Here is a 19,266-nt window from a genome sequence, read left to right as displayed (position 1 = left end):
TTCATGTGCTCGACTCTTTGGTAGGAGAAAAGACGGAAGCTACAAAACTTCGCGAAAAATCCGGGGGGCTAGCCCCCCGGATTTAAACTTTTCCCCCAGAATCGGGCACTTCAATTGTTAATTAGCCGAGTTGTAAATGCGTTTTTAATAATTATAACATCAGTATCACCTTCCAATACAATGAGTGGTAAATCTGCTTCTTTTAATTTATCAATTAACGATTTATTCTTTTGATTTAAAGTTTCAATTCTCTGATATAAATCACGTGCTCGATCTGAAATTAATGCTGCTACACCAAGTGTTATATCAGGATCAGTTGTATCATTAATAAGTTCAATGTCACTTATTCTTCTTGAATCGTCTTTATCAATAGATCTGACGTGATATTTATTTACATTATCTCCCTCAATATCATAAAATGCCGGTGAATGAGTTGTTACAAATAGTTGGTTATTTTTTGAAAAATCTTCTTTAAACTGATCTGCCAAATCAAAAGACCTACTCAGTTCTAAAGAGTTTTCAGGTTCCTCATAGCCCCATATATATGTTTGTTTTGATTCCTTTGAAATGAAATCCAATATGAATGGGATATGTCTTGCTTGAATTCCATCACCACGCATTTGTAGGGGAATATCAAAATTTGAAAATCTTGTAGAGAAATCCATAGCAGCAAATAAGGTCCTTAAGTCATTTGGTGCCTGAATATTGCTTTGAAATCCAAGTCTATCTTTAATTCGAGCAGACATTGTTTCAGTGCTCTTATTTATCTCATCAGATAATTGTTTGGCCGATTCATTAATATTGTTTCTTTCACCTTCATAAAGTGAATCATGCAAGTTTCCTAAGAAATATGAAAACATATCACGACCTCGGACAGCAGGTATATACTGATAATTCAAATTATTTAAAAAACGGGATACAGTTTGCTGGTTGAGATCTCTAGAAAAATTAATTTCAGGTAAATGTGAATATCGATTCCAAGACTTTTTTATGTAAAAACTATCGGGTAATGAATTCCAGTTTAGATAATTCAGAAATGTAATTTTTATCCACAAAAAAGCACGACCTTTTGTAGCTCTTGCTTCTTCTTCTCTTATCCTACATAGATCATTTTTAAAAGAATATGGTGTATCAATATCTGTATCGTTGTTAAAGAATAGATTAAGAGCTCTTAGAAAGTTCGATTTTCCACAATCATTGCCTCCGATTATAATGTTCAAGTCATTAGTTTTGCTGAGTGTTGAAGAATAAATTGATCTGAAGTAGTTTACTTCAATCTTCTCAATTACTTTCATGATGTATTATTAATTAGATGACACAATATTAAGCGCACAACGCCCCGCAAATAAGCGGCGGGGCAGGGATATCAAAGTCAAGATTAGTTTTACTACCCGTCCGCTTGATTTGCATTGTTATGCGTATCATTGATAGCACCAAGGTAATATTCAAACAGTTGCTTGGCTATTTCACCGCAAAATACTACGCCCCTATTACCATTGTCATCTGTATTATTCAAAGCGATAAATGCCAAATAACTTCTATCCGGAAGTTTAGAAAATATTCCTCCAATCTTTGAAATAGTGTAATTTTCACTGAGCACAGTTAAAGTGGCATCACAATTTAAACTTTTAAATGCTGATTCAACTTTTTCTTTTGATTGAGGTGGACAATTAGAGTCAGTTGCTAAACGATGAAATTTAGTACCAGTATTGATGAATTTAGCAAAATCATTTTCGCCATAACTAGAAGGGTCTTCAAAAAAACATGTTCCGATAATTTCACCTGATAATAAATTGTATAACTGTGATGCTGTTTTTGAGTTTTCAACTGTATTATCATTGAATACATACGAACCAGATACTTTATGTAATTTTATTTGAAGCCCCTTCAGGACTTTCATCGCTTGATCATCTATATCATCAAAATCATTTTTAGGATATTCTATTTTTTTAGGTTTTTTGTTTTCACCCATTCCAAAAGATGGAGGCCATAGTTGAAAAGGTCTACCACTAATGTATGCATGTATAATCAATGATATTAATACAACTACAAGAATCATTAACAATATCATTAGAATGATAATGAGCGGTTCGGGTATATTTTCAAAAAAGGAATCCATTATATTTTATTAGTCAAAAAAATCGCACATATGCTTTGTTATGCTCCAGATAATTAATTTTCAATTTGAAAATCAAATTCATCAACGAGCGATTCTTGTATTTCTAAAAGCTTGTCATTTAATTCAGTTCTCAATCGTTCGATCCGTTTTGTAATCTCTTGCTCAGGTAATGGGTCGACGATCTCAAAATTTATAAGTTCTAATTCACCTGTAAACATCTCATATTCTAATGGTGAAGTCAAACCATCAAAGTTATACCCATCAAGTCTTTCTGCTTCATCTGATGTGAATTTAATCCTAGCAGTAACCCAAATTGCCCATTTCAAAACTCTATTACTAGATGAAAGAGCTGGTGATCTAAATGTGCTATTTATATCATTAAGCATTATCATAATGACTATTCATTTTCACTTATTATTATTTCAATTTGAACTTCTGTATTCTTACCATATGCTTCTTTCATTTTTCTTTCGATAACATCGTTATATTCATCGGAAAGGACACTCTCGGCATGGACGCTGTAATCCATAACCCTTAGTTCTTCTCTAAAACTCAGCTCTTTACCTGGGGGAATGGAGTTTAATGAAGCCCCCATAGAACTATCATATACTAATCTATAAAATTCAAAGAATGTGACCTCATCATGAGGATGTAAATTATAAGTAATAGCAATATGGCTCGCTCTCTGACCTTGGTCATCTACATGTACTCGATAAAATCTTGCATTACGTTTCATATTGATCGATTAATTTGGTTGAAATTAGAATCAAGACGCATAACGGCCCAGGTTTAACCTGCAGCGGGAACGCTACACCCAGAGAATGCGATAAGCATTCTCGCCGGCTGTGAATTTAGAAAAAGCAGAAAACTATGACCGCTGTCAGGTTGAAACCCATGTTAACGGTATATCAACTACAATAAAATGATGAGTTTAGAAAAAAATCGTTATGAGTCATTATCTAGACTCTTTTGATCTTTACTCTGTCCATCATTATCAGATTTTGAAGTCACATCTGATTTATCTTTTTTAATTTTTGGCGGTGGTGGCACCCATTCCCTGAGTTTTTGCCCCGCCTGTTCATAAAAATGTGGAACGGCTTGTTCTAACTCATCAATGAATACTCTGCTACCGGAAAAACGGCCTGCCAAATCTACCATATGGAAAATCTCGAATGTTTTTGGAACTACATCAGTGGTATCTGATGATAATACATCGGGATCTGCAAGCACCTCTGCGAGAGTTGCCTGTGTGTCTTCTGATCTACCGATACGAATCGCTTTGATGTACATGTCAGTTGTATAGACACCCTTTAACTGACGACGGAGCCAATTTACACGAGCACTTGTACTTTTTTTGTCTTGAGGAGCATCTAATCGCATGGAACTTACTATCGTTCTGGTTGCCAAATCAGCAGTAACATTTAAGTCAGCCGCGGCATCTGGAATTTCTAAACTACAATTAAGTGCTTTCGTTTTGACCAGTTCTTCGATATCGTCTTTTAGTCGTTTTTGTGGATCGGTTCTGTGAGTTCGTGATAAACGAAGTGTGACTGTAAGGCCAAGTTTACGACTCATGACAAGACATAGGTCGCGTTGTTCTTGATGCCAGGCTGAAACAGTGTTTTCAACCTCCTCGGATGCCTTATTTAAGGAAGCATTACTTTTTACTTTGCCCAGCACGTCTTTCCACTCACGGTTCATACTGTCAAACCGACTAATACCACTGGATGGATGGCGAAGATGACGCACGACTTCTTCTAGCAAGAACCGTTGATCTTCTGATTCAATTTCATTGCTTTCAAGTAGGAGGGATGCTTGTGTAAGCAGGTACGTCCAAGCCCAATGGTAGAGTTCGACACCCTTTTTTAGTTTCTTCGGAATTTTCACAGGGTGGTGAGATGGCAATGCAACAAATTGGTTTGTGATTGTAATCACGGCATTTATTTTATGCTGCTTTGCCTGATTTAGATAGTTTTCAAGTTGTTGCTCACCAACTTCTGAATTCCCGGTTTTCGCTTCAACCAATGCCATCCATTTGTTCTTTCCGGTATCAAGTACTAATAAACCATCTGGCCGGCCATTATTTGATGCTTTTCCTTTATTCTTTATTTCGTCAGCCAGGGTTACTTCCGTCCATGCATGAAGGGTTGCACGTTTACCTACTCTGATGCCAAGAGATCTTAACATTGCTTGGCGGAACTCGTAGACCCCTCTCATCGCTGCCAGAATTACAGATGCTGTTCGTTGCTCTCTATTGGTGTCGGCTACTACAGGGATTAGTCGTGCAGGTTCACCTTTTTTTACAAATTCAGGTAGCTTACTCATATTTGAGCTCTTAATTTTCGTTATCGTTTTTCAGTGTTTTGGTCAAAGCAGAAGCAATTAAGCCGGTCGGTACTGATATCAATCCGAGGCCAATCATCAAGATGAAAAAAGTGAAAATTCGACCACCAATAGTTAAGGGATAAACATCACCATAACCGACAGTGGTTAAAGTTGCCACAGACCACCACAGGCTGTGAAAAACCGACACGTATTTATCTGGTTGAGCTGGATTTTCAAAGTAATATATGCCAAGGGCAGAAACATACAGAACACAAAGTGTGATCATAAAAAACACGACCAGCTCCGCTTTGATGGTCTGAAATGCCCCAATAAGGCGATTTATAGCGTCATTATAGCGGGAGAATTTCATCATTCTGATAATGCGGAGCAGTCGAAATATCCTCACCGAGCGTAAATCCAGACCAATTGCGATATAGAATGGCAGAATGGCAACAAGATCAATAATTCCGTAAAAGCTGAAAATGAACCTCAACTTTTTGTCAGCTACAATGACTCGTAGAATGTATTCAATCGTAAATATTATGATCGTTAATAATTCAAATAGCTCAAGAAATGCGACAACGCGTGAATCCAAACCCGGTAGTGTTTCGACCGAAATGCTAATGAGCGATAAAACGATCAGTACCTTGACAAAAAGGTTGAAGATTCTTCCCCATTTGTTCTGTTCGTCTTCAACCAGTTTTTTAAGAGTTTTTCTAAACTCCATGTGCAGGAATCAGTTCAATAATTAAATCTATGTGCATGAAGAATTCGAGCAAGAAATTAATCCGTTAACGGCAAACGCATAACCGGCGTGGTCAATCAGTTATCATGGGGCGGGAACGCCCCACACGTCCGGTTGATGCGTATGTTAGCACACTTGGATTCATATACTAAGTGCAACACATGATTTTAAAAGAGAGGTGACCTGGCGTACCTTTGGTTTTTCTCACCGACCAAGGATTGGAAAACCATGAAAGAGTACAGCCAAATCACCTCACAGGAAAGATATATCATTTCACACCTAAGAAAACAGGGTTTCAGCCAGGCGGAAATTGCCCGGCAAACGGACCGTCATCGCAGCACGATCGGTCGAGAATTTCGCCGTAACAGCAGTCGCCTTGGCCATTATCGCCCGTTTAAGGCTCAGGAGAAGTCCAACGGCCGCCGATCGCGCTCCCGGCGTAATGAGCAGTTTGGTGACCGGGATTATCTCAAGGTCCATTTTTTTCTGCGCCGACAGTGGAGTCCTGAGCAGATCGCCGGAAGGTTGAAGCGCAACAAGCTTTTGAATATCTCGCATGAGACGATTTATCGGCACATATGGGCAGATAAAGCCGCTGGTGGGGTTTTGTACACGCATCTGCGCGGAGCCAGCAAACAGCGCCGCAAGCGTTATAAGAGTTATGACAGCAGGGGAAGACTTGCCGGGAAGCGACATATTTCCGAACGGCCGGCATCGATTGAGAAAAGGGAGCGAATCGGCCATTGGGAAGTCGATACGGTTGTCGGATCCGGGGATCAGCATAGTATCCTGACGCTGGTTGAACGCAAAACCGGATATGTGCTGATTGGCAAACTTCCCAACAGAAGCAAACTTGAGACTAAAAAACGAGCTATAAAATTGATAGAACAGGATCAAAAGCGATTTAAAACGATTACTGCAGATAATGGCACCGAGTTTCACAGGATCAAATCAATTTCTTGGGGAGTAAGTTGAATTTAGTAAATTCGGTTTATGGGAACCGAACTCATAAAACACTTTTTACCTTCACAGCTTGTGGAACATTTTGATGTGGAGAAGATCGAGCAGAAGCCGATACCAAAGACCCAGCGCTTTGAGATGCGCATTTATCTGAGTGAAAAGAACATTTTGCCAGAAGGTTGCAAAGCCGATGAATGGGAATCCAAAGGGTTTACCGACCCCAAAACCGTTCAAGACTTTCCGATTCGTGGAAAAATGGTCTATTTGGTACTTAAATGCAGAAGGTGGCGTCATAAGACTGATAAAGACAGAATCATCCGCAATGACTTCAGTTTTCTTGCCGAAGGGGCCAAAATGACCAGGGACCTGTCGGCTTTTTTAAAAGATACTGGTCGAGGAGCGTGAAGAGACCTTTAAAACGATCGCTGAATTGAATATGGTCAAACCGGCTACCCTTATTCGCCAGTACAAGAAACACAGCAGTGGTTTTAAAGACTGGGATCAAGCCTCCCACGCTGATAAGTGGTTGTTATTTCCGGAAAATGTAGGTCCGAATTTGAGCATAGACGAAGTAAGTATGTCCAATGGTGAGTTATATACGCTGTTGACCAACAAGTCAGGAAAAGGCCGAAAAGGCAGTCTGGTGGCCAGTATACAAGGTACCCGCACGCGAGATCTGGCCTGGGTATTGCTTAAACTCCCGGCCCGGCTGCGGGCAACTATTCTGGAAATATCGATGGATATGGCCAAAAACATTGAATCGGCTGTCAGGGAAGTTTTTTTCAATGCTAAAATTGTTACCGACCGCTTTCACGTTGTTCAGCTGGCTCAACGCTGCTTGCAACAAGTCCGAATTCAGCAATGGCGTAAGGAGTTGGAAAATGAAAACGAAGAAATGGCCCTGGCTCATAAATTTGGGCAGAAATACCGGCCAGAAGAACTGGTTAATGGCGATACGCCCAAACAACTGCTGGCACGCTGTCGGTTTTCACTTATGAAGTTTGATTCCCAAATAAAGGATAATAATCAATGGTTGCGGCTTAGAACAGCCTTTGAACGGTATCCGGAACTGGAACAAGCCTACAGGCATACCCTGCAATTGCGTGAAATTTTTAACCTCAAAGATCGCCGTGTAGCTCAAATTCGGTTGGATGCGTGGATAAAGAAGAGTAAAGACAAGTGCTTCAAAGAGTTTTACAGTGCTGCTAAAAGCCTGAAATGGCACCGGGAAACCATTCTGAACTTCTTTGATAACCGGACTACCAATGCATCAGCGGAATCATTCAATGCACGGATCAAGTTATTCCGGGCGAATCAAAAAGGAGTACGTGACACCAAGTTCTTTTTGTTCCGGATCTGTAAACTGTATGCCTAATCCCCAGAAAATTAACTTGACCCGTTTCACAGCTACCTGGATATCGAAGAGCGCTTAGGGGTTAGGTTTTACTTCGCCACACCATATCACTCCTGGCAGCGGGGAAGTAATGAAAATACGAATGGACTGATTCGTCAGTACCTGCCAAAAAGAAAAAGTATGAGTCACATCAATCAGCATCATTGTAATGCCATTGCTGAAAAACTAAACACCAGACCCAGAAAGCGATTGGGCTATAAAACACCGGAAGAATGCTATGAACGAAGATTTTAATTGTTGCACTTCAAAGTTGATACTAAGACACCAGATTAGCCGTCGTCAGTCAGTTCTTTTGGCTCTTTAGAAGTGATCTCCCCGTCAGGAAGCTGGTAATAGATTTTTCCGTTCTTGAAATAGACGTTGGGAATGCCAAGCCTTCGATTTTCTTCCTGGGCCTTACGCACACCGCGATTACCCAACCTGATTAATTCAGCGGAAAAGTTCTGGTTATAATTCCCGTTATTTTTCATAGTAATTTACCATTTCCTTAAAGGTAACGAATAACGACTCGTCAAACACATAATTTTGCTGATTTTCAAATCGAGCGACTTCCTGAAAGTCGTCCTCGGCATTGTAAATCAGATTCCATTGATCGCATTGCTCCCTATAAAAGTGCCAAAAATCACCAGGCTACGCCCGAACCTCCGGGAAATATCCTGATAGGGGACATGATGCCCACCTTTTCGTACACGAATAGTGACACGCTTATGACACATTTCAGGGTTAGCAAGAAAAACATATACGATAGTGATGGTAAAGTTATGATTTTGTCGGTAATTAAGAATTTTAGGCAGTAGAGATTTACCGGAAAGAGTGGATTCGATGATAATGTTTTCGCGATTTAGAACTGCCTCGTCTAAAGTAGAGAAAAACAGTTTTCCAGCTTGAATTCTAGCCGATAAAGGATCGGAAGGAGAGATCTGATAAGCAATATCATCAGCACTGATATAACGCATGTTTTGATTTTCAATGATTTCCCTTGCAACGGTAGTTTTACCCGATCCGTTGGGTCCGGCAACAATAATGATATGTTTATCTGGATTATTCGGGATCATGCTCGGAATATAAGTGATTCGAGCACGATTGAAAATTATGGTGTGCTAACGGCAAACGCATAACCGGCGTGGACAGCCGGTTATCTTGGGGCGGAAACGCCCCACACGACCGGTTGATGCGTATGTTAGAGCAAGCTACTTATGGAATTGCTAATAGCTTGGTTACTTAGGTTTTTGTTTGACATGACGAATCGTCAGAATTTCAATGAGATCGTCACCAATCTCGTATATGAGCAGATAATTGCCTTTAATAATCAACTCGCGTTTCATCTCATCGTTTAAAGTCGGAATCATTCGCCCTTTTAGCGGATGATCTTTCAGACTCAAAGCTTTATCCTCAACTTCGTCAATAAAAGCTAAAGCGGCATCGATGTTGTCCCGTGCGATGTAATCAGCGTAGTAGTCAAGCTTTTGAAGAGAAAGGGGAGACCAAATTATTTTCATTTAAGCTGTTTCAATCGTTCTCTTACAGATTTCATTGCACTTTGGTGAGGGACACCTTTACCCTGGTCCAATTCTCTGCGTGCTTGGTTGACTTCCAGAAGCATCTCGATAGTGTCAACCATTTCCTCATAGTCGGTTACATCGAGTAGGATAGCAGATCCTTTGCCGTGTTGAGTAATGACAACCGGTCTGTGGTCTTTCTTGACTTTCTGAATAATAGAAGCAGCGTTAGCGCGAAAAGCCGAAAGAGGTTGTATGTCTTTATCGAGATGGATGCGTTTCATGAGCGTACGTGTAAGTTACGTTTATGTACCATACATGATACATAAACTGGTACAGTAAAGCAATATGAGCAAAAATCTGTAGCTGCTCTAACGGCCCACGCATAACCGGCGTGGCAACTTATTAATAGTTGAGCGCAAGCCTCGTACACGCCCGGTTGATGCGAGTGTTAGACCTCTGTTGAATCTTCGAGTTCCAGACGTAACGTCTTTCCAAATGCCTGGGCATACTTTTCAAGAGTAGACAAACGAATGTCTTCGGCATGATTTTCAATCCTTGAAATTGCAGATTTCTTGGTATTGAGTCGTTCGGCGAGTTGCTGCTGTGTTAAGCCGGAGTCTTCACGAGCCAATTTGAGCATTGCCCCGATTTTAAACTTTTGATAGCCGGACTCAAAGTTCTCCGCAAATTTGGGATCTTTGGCTTTTCGTTTTTCGATGTACGCTTCCAGGTCACTCATTGGTTATCTCCTTTACGGCTTAGAAAATCTGTTTTTCGTTGTTCGGCGATGAGGATTTCGTTTTTCGGAGTTTTCTGGGACTTTTTAGTAAATCCATTTGTGAGGATGATGATTTTGCCTTTATACCAAAAGCCGAGCAGACGAAAGATATTGGATCCGGATTGTATGCGAACTTCCCAGATGTCATGAGTTCCTGAGAGTTTTTTAAAATATTCCCTGGGGACTCAATTCGTTGATTCGATTAAATTCAAAACCCACAAGACCTTTTTGGCCTGTTTGGCATTCAGAGCATCTAAAAACTCTTCTACTGGGGATTTCCAAGAGTGTGTTTTGTAGAACTGAATTTGTCTCATGCCTTGAAGTTAACAAAAACGTGAACACTGTAAAAATAGTATCGATGATGAAAGTCAAATATTTGTGGGTTATTAAGCCGGGGATGGAAGAGGTCTAACGGTCAACGCATAACCGGCGTGGCTATAAGTTAAAAAGGAGAGGGCAGTAGCCTCTCCCACGCCCGGTTGATGCGTATGTTAGCGCGATGATCAGCTTGAAAGTGATTCCAGAATAGCCTTTGGCTTCTTTTCGGCAATTTTAAGAAGTACTTTTGCCGGCCCATGGGGCTTTCTTCGTCCTTGCTCCCAATTACGAAGTGTGCCGACACTGATACCAAGTAAAGCAGAAAACTCTTGTTGGTTCATATTGTATTTCCTTCTGATCTGAGCCACGTCAGGGTCCTCTATGACGGTTCTTTTGGAGGCTGGTAACTTACCATGTCGTATTTTTCCAGCTTGTTTGATGCTCTGGGTAAGCTCATTGAAAAGTTCTTCTTTCATTTTAGATACTCCTGGACTAAATGTCTGAGTTGCTTGATTTGATCCGGTGACAGGTCATCTGCTTCATTTTTGGGATACGCAAAAAGCATGTAGATCTGGTTAGAGGAATCGATGTAGTAGTAAATGACACGAATGCCACCACTTTTACCCCGTCCGGAAGCGGCCCAGCGTTTTTTCCGAATTCCGCCACTTTGTTTGATAAGATCACCGGATTCAGGTCTGATAGTAAGTTCAAGCTGCAACAGGTGATAGTCCTTGTCGGAAATCAACTGTTTGATTCGTTTTGTAAAAATGGGTGTTTCAACAAACTCCATAGGTAACGATTGAATTTCTCCAAAAGTACGTCAATGGCGTATATTTTCAAAACGAATCTGAAAAGAATGCTTCTGAATGTGTTATTGAGTCAGAGCGCTAACTATTTAATAGATTGCAAAAACACCTTTAAGGAAAAAGTCACATAAAGGATTCAATTGCAAAGATAATTTATAAAAAAGTCACGTAAGGGAGACAAAAAATCTACTTGTGTTGTGTAAGGATTTGGGCTGGTTTATTGTCTTATGAGAAAAGCTGATTTCAGAGATACTATTGTCTTATATATCGTCTGCTCAGCCTGTTCTTCAATTTTTTCAATGATGACACGATAATCTATGCCGGCTAAAAAAAAGAAATTGCTTCAGCAACTCAGGGATGCCATCCGAAGAAAGGGCTACAGCCTCAGTACCGAGAAGAATTATGTGAAATGGACTCGTGAATATGTGCTTTTTCATGACAAGAAACATCCGGTGGATATGGGACAGGATGAGGTGACGGATTTTCTTACGTATCTGGTTAACAAGCGCCGTGTATCCCCATCGACCCAGAATCAGGCCCTTTGTGCTTTGATTTTTTTGTACCGGCAGCTTCTGGGAATGGAAGATTTTTATGTGGACAAAGTCGAGTGGTCGAAGAAAGCTAAAAGGATTCCCGTCGTGCTGAGTGTTGATGAGGTTACAAAGGTAATGGATCTGCTTCAGGGGAAAGCATTGCTTCCGTTGAAACTGATGTATGGCGCCGGCTTGCGGGTATCGGAATGCATCAGACTAAGGGTTCAGGATCTTGATCTGGAGTACCGGCAACTTATCATCCGGGACGGCAAAGGGAAAAAGGACCGAACCACCGTTGCTCCTGATGCACTGATCGACGGTATCAGCCGGCAAGTTCGCCTTGTCAAAAGAATTCATGATCATGATTTGAGCAGGGGATATGGTGAGGTCGTCCTGCCTTATGCCTTGCAAAAAAAGTATCCATCAGCCGGAAAAAGCATCAACTGGCAGTTTCTTTTTCCATCCGGCAAACTAAGCCGTGACCCCCGGACGAAAAAGATATCCCGGTTTCATATTTCCAGAGAGTCAATGCACCGGGAATTGCAACGGGCTGTCAGACTTGCAGGAGTATCGAAAAAGGTCACAACCCACACGCTGAGGCACTCTTTTGCAACACACCTGTTGCAGGCCGGTTATGACATCCGGACCGTCCAGGAACTGCTTGGACATAATGATGTTTCAACGACCATGATCTATACTCACATTCTCAAAACGGGCGGTCATGCCGTCAGAAGCCCGCTCGATGCAACTGTTAACCCCAGGGGCTTTGCCGGGCGCTCAGGCTAAGGCCTTGTCATGCTTGCATGATAAGATTTTACCGGGCATTCAGTCTATGTTCTTATCAGGTGTTTGGGTTAAGGCCTTATCTGTTTTTCAGTCTAAGGGCTTATCAGGTATTCAGTCTAAGATATTGCGGGATGGTCTGGCATAAAGTATTGCGGGAGTTTGGGATAACACTTTCTGCCATTTTTTACAGCTCCGCCTTGTAAGTCCCACATATCACTCCGAAAATCACCTTATCTGACTGCCGGGAACCGATTCGTCATAAGGTTAAATCCCAAAACGGACTCCATCCAAGTGCCGGAATGAATTCCAAAATCACATTGATCTGTGACCGCGCAGGGGGCTTAGTGTCATTCGCCTGCTCACATCAGCCAGCCGATAACAGCCTGGAAAAGCGGTACTGGTCTCAGATTGAGGAATAATTCTGCTCTTGTGTATGTATTCGGAATTCATCGGGTATTATGTGCGCTCACATTGAGCCTGAATTCGTAGCGGGATATCGTCCTGCAGACGCTGCTGATACCACAACTCCCGCATCTTTTTATCAGTGTAACCCTATCATTATAATTCTTTGACAACTGCTAATCAATATAGTGGCATAAAAAACATGGTATAAGGACAAAGATATCAGGAGAAGAATATCAGGACAAAAGTATCAGGTTGAGCATATCTCCACAAATGGGCACGATTGCACGGGCACGAGTGCACGAGCAGGACTGTACGGGCACGACCGCATAAGTTGTAAAACCGTTCCCGATGCCCCGACGGTCATTTCACTTGTCCGGTTTTTCTCCTGCATTGAAACTGTCATAATCCGGCAACTTGTCATATCTTGCCAGCCGAAACATCTGATGAAGTACCAGATGAAAGACCTGATGAAGTACCAGCTGAAAAATCCATTGGAATAAATGGTCGAAACACCGGATTCGTCGAAACACGGATTTAAATAAAAGGCCGGAATACCCATTGAAATAAATGGCCGGTCCGACAGAAACATTTGATTAACGCAGGCAATGAAAGAAATGAGTGAGCATAAAAGTCAGGATAACGGAAGCAGTGAAGAACGCACCCCGAAGAATTTCCTTGAGGAGATTATTGAAAAGGATCTGAAGGAGGGACGCCAAGAATCGGTACTCACACGCTTTCCACCCGAACCCAACGGCTATCTTCACATCGGCCATGCCAAGTCGATCTCTGTGAATTTCGGTCTGGCTGATCAATACGGCGGGGAAACGAACCTTCGCTTTGATGACACCAATCCGGTCACCGAAACCATCGAGTATGTCGAAAACATCAAACACGATGTGCGCTGGCTGGGCTATGAATGGGCACGCGAACTGTATGCCAGCAATTATTTCGAGGATCTGTTCGGGTTCGCCATCACGCTGATCCGCAAGGGCCTGGCCTATGTTGACGACTCGAGTTCCGAAGAAATTGCCGCCGCCAAGGGCACCCCGACCCGCCCCGGGACAAACAGCCCGTATCGCGACCGCAGTCCGGAAGAAAATGAAGACCTTTTCCGGCGGATGCGGGACGGCGAGTTTCCGGAAGGAACCCGCACTCTGCGCGCAAAAATCGATATGGCATCGCCAAATATGCTGATGCGCGATCCGGTCATTTACCGCATCAAACACGCTCCGCACCATCGAACCGGCGACAAATGGTGCATCTACCCAACCTACGACATGGCCCACGGACAATCCGACGCCATCGAAAAGATCACCCATTCCATCTGTACCCTGGAATTCATGCCGCATCGTGAGCTTTACGACTGGTTCATCGAAAAGCTGGAACTGTTTCCATCCCGCCAGTATGAATTTGCCCGCCTCAACATGTCGTACACCATCATGAGCAAGCGAAGACTGCTCAGACTGGTCGAGGAAAATTATGTCGACGGATGGGATGACCCCCGGATGCCGACCATATCCGGCCTGCGCCGGCGCGGATACACCCCCGAAGCTATCCGGAATTTCTGCACCCGAATCGGTGTGGCCAAACGCGACAATCTGATCGATGTGTCACTTCTGGAATTCTGCGCCAGGGAGCATCTCAACAAAATATCGCTCAGGCGGATGGTGGTTTTTGATCCGATCAAACTGGTGATCACCAACTGGCCGGAGGGACAGGTCGAGCAGCTGGTAAGTGAGAACAATCCCGAGGATGATGCGGCCGGTAACCGGATGATCCCGTTCAGCGGTGAACTGTACATCGAGCGCGGTGATTTTATGGAGGATCCGCCGCGCAAGTTTTTCCGGCTGGGACCCGGACGAAGTGTGCGTCTGAAGAGTGCTTTTATCGTCACATGTGATGATTTTGTGAAGGATGAGGATGGAAATGTGACCGAGGTGCATTGCCGGTATCATCCGGACAGCCGCAGTGGCAGCGATACATCCGGAATCAAGGCCAAAGGAACACTGCACTGGGTAAGTATTCCGCATGCGCACAAAATCGAAGTCCGGGAATATGACCGCCTGTTTGATGCCGAAAATCCTGTTGACGAAGCGGCCAAAGCAGCTAAGGCGGAAGAGTCCGGTAAAGCGAAGGAAGCCGGTAAAGCGAAGGAAGCCGGTAAAGCGAAGGAAGCCGGTAAAGCGGAAAATGCCGTTAAAGCGGAAAATGCCGGTAAATCGAAAAATTCCGGTAAGGCGGCAGAGGACACACATGCTGGTAAACCCTCAAATCCGGGAGCAGCCGGTAGTTCACAAGATGCGACATCGCCTGAAGATGCTTCAAATTCGGCAGAAAGCTTACAAAAGCACGATTTCACCGATTACATCAACAAAAACAGCCTGAATATCATCAGTGAAGCCTATGCAGAACCGGCAATGGCTGATGAGCCGTCCGTCGCAGAGAACGGACCGAAGGAGTATTACCAGTTCATGCGCAAAGGGTATTATGTCCCCGACAAGTACTCAACAAAGGAGAAGCAGATCTTCAACCGGACTGTCACCCTGCGCGATACCTGGGCAAAAAAGCAAAAAAAGAAGTAGACGGACAATCAGGCTTGCATGGCGCTGGCAGTCAAGACTGCCGGGCGGTGATCCCTGCCGGTAGTTCCATCGAGTGAACCAGGGTATTAGTCCCAGCCAGAGTGATCTCAGCGAGTAACTCCTGGGCAGTAATCCCGTGCAATATCTTCAGTCAGTAAACCCGGGAAGTGGTCTCTGATAGAAATCCAAACCAGTAATCTCTGACAAAGTAATCTCAGCCAGTACCCTGCTGTTATGTGCGGGTCGGAAGCAGTACCGCGGTGATCACCTCGTCATGACGCTCGTTGATCGCATCGATGACGCCGTCATCAGGCTTTACGTCCAGCTGGATGCTGCAACAGGCCGTCTTCATACCGTCGAAAATCACGTTTTCCATCTCCTGGGCATTGATTCCGGCATCTTTCAGCTCGGCAAGGACATTGGCCAGCACTCCCGGTTTGTCGAAATGCCGGACGATAAGCTGCCACGGTGCCTGGGTTTTCTCGCAGCGGTTCAGCCAGTTGCGAACGGTGCCTTCCTGCAGATACCCCCTGACGATGTCGACGGCATCCATTGCCACAGCCATCTGGGCCTGTTTTGTGCTGGCCCCGATATGGTGGGTGATATACACATTGTCCAGCTTCTGAAAGCGGCTTGTGAATTCTCCCTTTTTGAATTCCGGCTCGTCCGAAAAGACATCCAGTCCCGCCCTGATCCGGCCCGAATTCAGCTCCCTGTACAGCGCCTCCTCATCGACCACTTCGGCCCGCGCCGTATTAATGAAAAACGCACCGTCTTTGAGTCCGGACAGCACATCGGATGAAATAAGGCTTTTGGTTTCGGGACTCATTGCAAGGTGAATACTCAGAATATCGCACTGAGAGGCGACTTCCTTCACGCTTGCAGCGCAGGTGACATCCAGCTGTTCTGCTTTTTCAGGTGTCAGCGACCGGGACCAGGCAACCACCGGCATCCCGAAAGCCCGGGCACGACGGATGACCTCGGTTCCGATTTGTCCGGTTCCGATGATTCCGAGGGTTTTTCCATAGAGTCCGTCCGCCTTGCTGTACACAGCTTTTTTCCAGTTTCCGCTTCGGAAGTCAATGACATTGTCCGGTAAGAACCGGTCAAGTGAGAGTATCAGCCCCATAGTCAGCTCGGCCACAGCGATGGAATTCTGCCCCGGACAGTTGGCAACAAATATCCCTGATTTGCTGGCGGCATCAAGGTCGATATTGTTTACACCAGCGCCCGCCCGGATGATCAGGGTCAGATTGGGACTGTTATTTATGCATTCTTTGGTAACAACCGTGGACCGGACAACCAGGACCATCGCTTTACCGATGCCGTTTGCGATATCGGATGAAGTGGCATCAGGATGGTTTTCTACTTCGCAGCCCAGACTTCCAAGTTCTTTCAGCGCCGCTTCCGGCAGTTTGTCAGCCAGATAAACGATCATGGGATCCTCCTCACTTGAGTTCGAAATAATTGACAGAAAAGCGGTTCCAGGTTCATATTAGCACGTTTGCAATCGGAAAGCAACGGGATTATGCAGATTCAGGTCTCATTTTTCCCCTGCCTGTGTTATCTTTGAACCCTTCGGCGAGTACCATCTTGCTGTTATAACAGGACTTGGAAAATATAATATTGCCAGACAATGGTGCCATTCTATGCTTTGCTGTATTTAATCGTTTTTATATACGGAAACGTCATCCTTCCAGCCGGATCCGGGACTATGGAGGCTGTGCCCCATAAAACTCCGGAGTTTAATTCTGATACTTCCGAGATTTTTTCAGCTATTTCTGAAATAGCTTTAGTTACTCCTGTAATTTCCGCCTCTATCACTGAAATTGCTCCAGATGTTCCTGATGCTCCTGATGCTCCTGATGCTTTTACTTCTAATCCTGAATTTACTTCAATTTCTCCGGCATTCGCCTTTGATATTCAAGAAACAGCCAGTTCAAATCCCGAATACGCCTCTGCGGAAACGAGCGAGAGCAACCAGGACCGCAATCGAATTTTTGTTTCACCCGATTCGATCCTTCACAAGGATCTGGATGAGGTGATTATCAGCGCTCAGCGCACTCCGGTACGCCATTCGGATCTGCGGCGATCCGTTAGGGTCATTGAGCGCAGCGAAATTGCTGTTTCTTCTTCGCAGGATCTGACCAATCTTCTTTCCGGTGTGCAAAGTGTCGATATCCGTCATCGCGGGACTTTCGGAATGCAGTCGGATATCAGCATCCGGGGTGGCACGTTCGATCAGACATTGGTACTTCTGAATGGTGTGAATGTCACCGATCCGCAGACCGGACACCACAATCTCAACGTGCCGGTCGATTTGCAGAGCATTGAGCGCATAGAAGTTCTGCATGGACCGGGCGCGCGTATCTTCGGTCCGGATGCGTTCAACGGAGCTGTCAACATTATCACAAAAGAGCCCGGTGAGTCACAAACCGGCGGATCTTTTACAGGAGGCCAGAAGGGGCTTGGTCATGGAAATATCCGGACAGGCTTTCAGACCGGCCCCGTCTCCCATCATCTCTCACTGAGCGGCATGAGAAGCGACGGATTTACGGATAACACCGATTTTACATCAGGCAATGTTTTTTATCGCTCACAATTTGCCGCAGAGTCCGGCCGCTTCGACTTGCAGGCCGGATATAACGAAAAAGCATTTGGCGCCAACAGCTTTTACACTCCGCAATTCCCGGATCAGTACGAACATACCCGGGCGGGGTTTTTGTCGCTCCGATGGCTTCCTGACGGAGCTTTGCGACTGACGCCTTCGGTCTACTGGCGTCGTCATCATGACCGCTTCGAACTGTTTCGCCACGACAGTCCGGATTGGTACGAAGGCCACAATTATCACCGCACGGATGTCATCGGCGCGGCTTTGAACTGGGTGCATGTAAACAGGCTGGGGACCACATCGGCCGGACTGGACTATCGCTATGAGCACATTTACAGCAATGTCCTCGGAGAGGAAATGTCGCAGCCCGTGCGTGTGCCGGGGTACCTTCAGGCCGGCGATCCAACCGATGACGACCATGCCTGGTATACACATGCTTACAGCCGCTCGGGGCTTAGCCTGATGGTTGAGCAAAGTTATGCTTCGGGACCGTTTTCGGTGTCCGGAGGTACGTTAATTCACACTAACTCGGATCTGGATGCTGCTCTTACCCTGTTCCCGGGACTGGACCTGGGCTGGCAGTTACACGATAACCTGAGGTGGTATGCATCCGCCAATCGCACGTTGCGGCTCCCGACATTCACAGATCTGTTTTACAGCGGGCCGGATAATATCGGCAATCCCGATCTTGAACCGGAAAAGGCGGTTACCGTGGAGACCGGCCTGAACAGCAGTTTTGGAGGGATGAAGGCCGACATTGCTGTTTTTCGGCGATGGGGAAGGGATATCATCGACTGGGTTCGTCCGGAAGTCAATGAGCGCTATGTTTTTGCATCGGCTGATGAGCAAATGCGTGGTCACAATAACAATGTGCATATAATCGCTGATGAGAACATATGGCGCAGCGACAATCTTACGGATGTCACCATTACCGGATTTGAAGCGGGTATCAGTGTTCCCGTTACAAGGTTGCTAGGCGGTGAAAATTCTGGCCCGAATCGACGCCTGCGCGTTCAGTATACCTATCTTCACGCGGACAAGCACAGCGGAGATGTTATTTCCAACTACGCCCTGGATCACCTCAGTCACAAACTGGATATTCGCCTGAATGTGCCCTTTACCGGCAGCAATGGCTTTACCGCAAAAATTTCCTGGCAGGACCGGGCCGGCGGATACCTGCTCTATGAGGACGGGGATTTCACCGGAACCCAACCGTTCGATTCGTTTTGGCTGACGGATCTGAGCGCTTATCAGCACATAGGCCGGTTCCGGCTCTTTGGAAATGTCACCAATGTGTTCGATACCCGTTACGTGGATATCGCCAACGTTCCGCAACCCGGACGCTGGGTCTCTGCCGGATTCGATTTTGAGCTGTAAACGCC

General features: G+C 44.7%; 19 protein-coding genes and 3 pseudogenes. 7 read left to right on the top strand and 15 right to left on the bottom strand.

The window, feature by feature from the left end; translation table 11 throughout:
• Nucleotides 1-110: 110 nt before the first annotated feature.
• The 6 genes from NATSA_RS08660 to NATSA_RS08635 form a co-directional block, all read right to left on the bottom strand.
• Complete coding sequence (locus tag NATSA_RS08660) at nucleotides 111-1,295, bottom strand: ATP-dependent nuclease (RefSeq protein ID WP_210511691.1); 1,185 nt, start codon at nucleotides 1,293-1,295, stop codon at nucleotides 111-113.
• Between the two features lie 92 nt (nucleotides 1,296-1,387).
• A complete protein-coding gene (locus NATSA_RS08655) occupies nucleotides 1,388-2,119 on the bottom strand; it encodes a hypothetical protein (protein WP_210511689.1) in 732 nt (243 codons plus the stop codon).
• A 53-nt stretch (nucleotides 2,120-2,172) separates the two neighbouring features.
• Complete coding sequence (locus NATSA_RS08650; protein ID WP_210511687.1) at nucleotides 2,173-2,505, bottom strand: hypothetical protein; 333 nt, start codon at nucleotides 2,503-2,505, stop codon at nucleotides 2,173-2,175.
• A gap of 11 nt (nucleotides 2,506-2,516) precedes the next feature.
• Entirely contained in the window at nucleotides 2,517-2,855 is a 339-nt protein-coding gene (locus NATSA_RS08645) for a hypothetical protein (RefSeq protein ID WP_210511685.1), read from the bottom strand.
• A 209-nt stretch (nucleotides 2,856-3,064) separates the two neighbouring features.
• A complete protein-coding gene (locus tag NATSA_RS08640) occupies nucleotides 3,065-4,444 on the bottom strand; it encodes a hypothetical protein (protein WP_210511683.1) in 1,380 nt (459 codons plus the stop codon).
• A gap of 10 nt (nucleotides 4,445-4,454) precedes the next feature.
• Complete coding sequence (locus NATSA_RS08635; protein WP_210511681.1) at nucleotides 4,455-5,171, bottom strand: ion transporter; 717 nt, start codon at nucleotides 5,169-5,171, stop codon at nucleotides 4,455-4,457.
• Nucleotides 5,172-5,417: 246 nt separating this feature from the next.
• Here NATSA_RS08635 and NATSA_RS15765 point away from each other — a divergent pair.
• The 4 genes and pseudogenes from NATSA_RS15765 to NATSA_RS08615 form a co-directional block, all read left to right on the top strand.
• Nucleotides 5,418-6,146 (top strand): annotated as a pseudogene (locus tag NATSA_RS15765) (IS30 family transposase); the annotation flags it as partial.
• Nucleotides 6,147-6,182: 36 nt separating this feature from the next.
• Complete coding sequence (locus NATSA_RS08625) at nucleotides 6,183-6,554, top strand: ISAon1 family transposase N-terminal region protein (RefSeq protein WP_210511677.1); 372 nt, start codon at nucleotides 6,183-6,185, stop codon at nucleotides 6,552-6,554.
• Between the two features lie 31 nt (nucleotides 6,555-6,585).
• A complete protein-coding gene (locus NATSA_RS08620) occupies nucleotides 6,586-7,524 on the top strand; it encodes an ISAon1 family transposase (protein WP_210511675.1) in 939 nt (312 codons plus the stop codon).
• Between the two features lie 24 nt (nucleotides 7,525-7,548).
• Nucleotides 7,549-7,797, top strand: a pseudogene (locus NATSA_RS08615) (IS30 family transposase); the annotation flags it as partial.
• A gap of 35 nt (nucleotides 7,798-7,832) precedes the next feature.
• On the opposite strand, the gene NATSA_RS08610 reads toward NATSA_RS08615, so the two are convergent.
• The 8 genes and pseudogenes from NATSA_RS08610 to NATSA_RS08575 all read right to left on the bottom strand — a co-directional run bounded on the left by NATSA_RS08610 (nucleotide 7,833) and on the right by NATSA_RS08575 (nucleotide 10,951).
• A complete protein-coding gene (locus tag NATSA_RS08610) occupies nucleotides 7,833-8,033 on the bottom strand; it encodes a hypothetical protein (RefSeq protein WP_210511673.1) in 201 nt (66 codons plus the stop codon).
• Nucleotides 8,034-8,141: 108 nt separating this feature from the next.
• Nucleotides 8,142-8,618 carry an ATPase gene (locus NATSA_RS08605; RefSeq protein ID WP_210511671.1) on the bottom strand — a complete coding sequence of 159 codons (477 nt, stop codon included), beginning with the start codon at nucleotides 8,616-8,618 and terminating at the stop codon, nucleotides 8,142-8,144.
• A 162-nt stretch (nucleotides 8,619-8,780) separates the two neighbouring features.
• Nucleotides 8,781-9,062, bottom strand: coding sequence for a type II toxin-antitoxin system RelE/ParE family toxin (locus NATSA_RS08600; RefSeq protein ID WP_210511669.1), 282 nt, complete (start codon nucleotides 9,060-9,062; stop codon nucleotides 8,781-8,783).
• A complete protein-coding gene (locus NATSA_RS08595) occupies nucleotides 9,059-9,346 on the bottom strand; it encodes a type II toxin-antitoxin system Phd/YefM family antitoxin (RefSeq protein WP_210511667.1) in 288 nt (95 codons plus the stop codon). The genes NATSA_RS08600 and NATSA_RS08595 overlap by 4 nt, the downstream gene beginning before the upstream one ends.
• Before the next feature lie 167 nt (nucleotides 9,347-9,513).
• Nucleotides 9,514-9,804: a helix-turn-helix domain-containing protein gene (locus tag NATSA_RS08590; RefSeq protein WP_210511665.1), complete on the bottom strand. Its 291-nt coding sequence runs from the start codon at nucleotides 9,802-9,804 to the stop codon at nucleotides 9,514-9,516.
• A pseudogene (locus tag NATSA_RS15760) lies at nucleotides 9,801-10,013 on the bottom strand (type II toxin-antitoxin system RelE/ParE family toxin); the annotation flags it as partial. The gene NATSA_RS08590 and the pseudogene NATSA_RS15760, both read right to left, overlap by 4 nt.
• A gap of 333 nt (nucleotides 10,014-10,346) precedes the next feature.
• Entirely contained in the window at nucleotides 10,347-10,637 is a 291-nt protein-coding gene (nadS, locus tag NATSA_RS08580; protein WP_210511664.1) for a NadS family protein, read from the bottom strand.
• On the bottom strand, nucleotides 10,634-10,951 hold the full coding sequence (locus tag NATSA_RS08575) for a type II toxin-antitoxin system RelE/ParE family toxin (RefSeq protein ID WP_210511663.1): 318 nt from the start codon (nucleotides 10,949-10,951) through the stop codon (nucleotides 10,634-10,636). The genes nadS and NATSA_RS08575 overlap by 4 nt, the downstream gene beginning before the upstream one ends.
• A 333-nt stretch (nucleotides 10,952-11,284) precedes the next feature.
• Here NATSA_RS08575 and NATSA_RS08570 point away from each other — a divergent pair, with 333 nt between their 5' ends.
• Nucleotides 11,285-12,286: an integron integrase gene (locus tag NATSA_RS08570; RefSeq protein ID WP_210511662.1), complete on the top strand. Its 1,002-nt coding sequence runs from the start codon at nucleotides 11,285-11,287 to the stop codon at nucleotides 12,284-12,286.
• A gap of 1,019 nt (nucleotides 12,287-13,305) precedes the next feature.
• A complete protein-coding gene (locus NATSA_RS08565) occupies nucleotides 13,306-15,273 on the top strand; it encodes a glutamine--tRNA ligase/YqeY domain fusion protein (RefSeq protein ID WP_210511660.1) in 1,968 nt (655 codons plus the stop codon).
• A gap of 232 nt (nucleotides 15,274-15,505) precedes the next feature.
• Here NATSA_RS08565 and NATSA_RS08560 read toward each other — a convergent pair whose 3' ends face one another.
• Nucleotides 15,506-16,711 (bottom strand): 3-phosphoglycerate dehydrogenase family protein, encoded by a 1,206-nt coding sequence (locus tag NATSA_RS08560; RefSeq protein WP_210511658.1) that lies wholly within the window; start codon nucleotides 16,709-16,711, stop codon nucleotides 15,506-15,508.
• A 285-nt stretch (nucleotides 16,712-16,996) separates the two neighbouring features.
• Between NATSA_RS08560 and NATSA_RS08555 the strand changes: the two genes are divergently transcribed.
• Nucleotides 16,997-19,261, top strand: coding sequence for a TonB-dependent receptor (locus tag NATSA_RS08555; RefSeq protein WP_210511656.1), 2,265 nt, complete (start codon nucleotides 16,997-16,999; stop codon nucleotides 19,259-19,261).
• Nucleotides 19,262-19,266 lie beyond the last annotated feature (5 nt).

This window comes from Natronogracilivirga saccharolytica (assembly GCF_017921895.1).
Taxonomy (GTDB): domain Bacteria; phylum Bacteroidota; class Rhodothermia; order Balneolales; family Natronogracilivirgulaceae; genus Natronogracilivirga; species Natronogracilivirga saccharolytica.
Note: the sequence above shows the minus strand (reverse complement) of the source record. Positions and strands in the feature narration are given on the sequence as shown.

Excerpts from the sequence above, each read along its gene's own strand:
- NATSA_RS08660 (WP_210511691.1), bottom strand. The coding sequence starts at position 1,295 with ATGAAAGTAATTGAGAAGATTGAAGTAAACTACTTCAGATCAATTTAT.
- NATSA_RS08655 (WP_210511689.1), bottom strand. The coding sequence starts at position 2,119 with ATGGATTCCTTTTTTGAAAATATACCCGAACCGCTCATTATCATTCTA.
- NATSA_RS08650 (WP_210511687.1), bottom strand. The coding sequence starts at position 2,505 with ATGCTTAATGATATAAATAGCACATTTAGATCACCAGCTCTTTCATCT.
- NATSA_RS08645 (WP_210511685.1), bottom strand. The coding sequence starts at position 2,855 with ATGAAACGTAATGCAAGATTTTATCGAGTACATGTAGATGACCAAGGT.
- NATSA_RS08640 (WP_210511683.1), bottom strand. The coding sequence starts at position 4,444 with ATGAGTAAGCTACCTGAATTTGTAAAAAAAGGTGAACCTGCACGACTA.
- NATSA_RS08635 (WP_210511681.1), bottom strand. The coding sequence starts at position 5,171 with ATGGAGTTTAGAAAAACTCTTAAAAAACTGGTTGAAGACGAACAGAAC.
- NATSA_RS08625 (WP_210511677.1), top strand. The coding sequence starts at position 6,183 with ATGGGAACCGAACTCATAAAACACTTTTTACCTTCACAGCTTGTGGAA.
- NATSA_RS08620 (WP_210511675.1), top strand. The coding sequence starts at position 6,586 with ATGGTCAAACCGGCTACCCTTATTCGCCAGTACAAGAAACACAGCAGT.
- NATSA_RS08610 (WP_210511673.1), bottom strand. The coding sequence starts at position 8,033 with ATGAAAAATAACGGGAATTATAACCAGAACTTTTCCGCTGAATTAATC.
- NATSA_RS08605 (WP_210511671.1), bottom strand. The coding sequence starts at position 8,618 with ATGATCCCGAATAATCCAGATAAACATATCATTATTGTTGCCGGACCC.
- NATSA_RS08600 (WP_210511669.1), bottom strand. The coding sequence starts at position 9,062 with ATGAAAATAATTTGGTCTCCCCTTTCTCTTCAAAAGCTTGACTACTAC.
- NATSA_RS08595 (WP_210511667.1), bottom strand. The coding sequence starts at position 9,346 with ATGAAACGCATCCATCTCGATAAAGACATACAACCTCTTTCGGCTTTT.
- NATSA_RS08590 (WP_210511665.1), bottom strand. The coding sequence starts at position 9,804 with ATGAGTGACCTGGAAGCGTACATCGAAAAACGAAAAGCCAAAGATCCC.
- nadS (WP_210511664.1), bottom strand. The coding sequence starts at position 10,637 with ATGAAAGAAGAACTTTTCAATGAGCTTACCCAGAGCATCAAACAAGCT.
- NATSA_RS08575 (WP_210511663.1), bottom strand. The coding sequence starts at position 10,951 with ATGGAGTTTGTTGAAACACCCATTTTTACAAAACGAATCAAACAGTTG.
- NATSA_RS08570 (WP_210511662.1), top strand. The coding sequence starts at position 11,285 with ATGCCGGCTAAAAAAAAGAAATTGCTTCAGCAACTCAGGGATGCCATC.
- NATSA_RS08565 (WP_210511660.1), top strand. The coding sequence starts at position 13,306 with ATGAGTGAGCATAAAAGTCAGGATAACGGAAGCAGTGAAGAACGCACC.
- NATSA_RS08560 (WP_210511658.1), bottom strand. The coding sequence starts at position 16,711 with ATGATCGTTTATCTGGCTGACAAACTGCCGGAAGCGGCGCTGAAAGAA.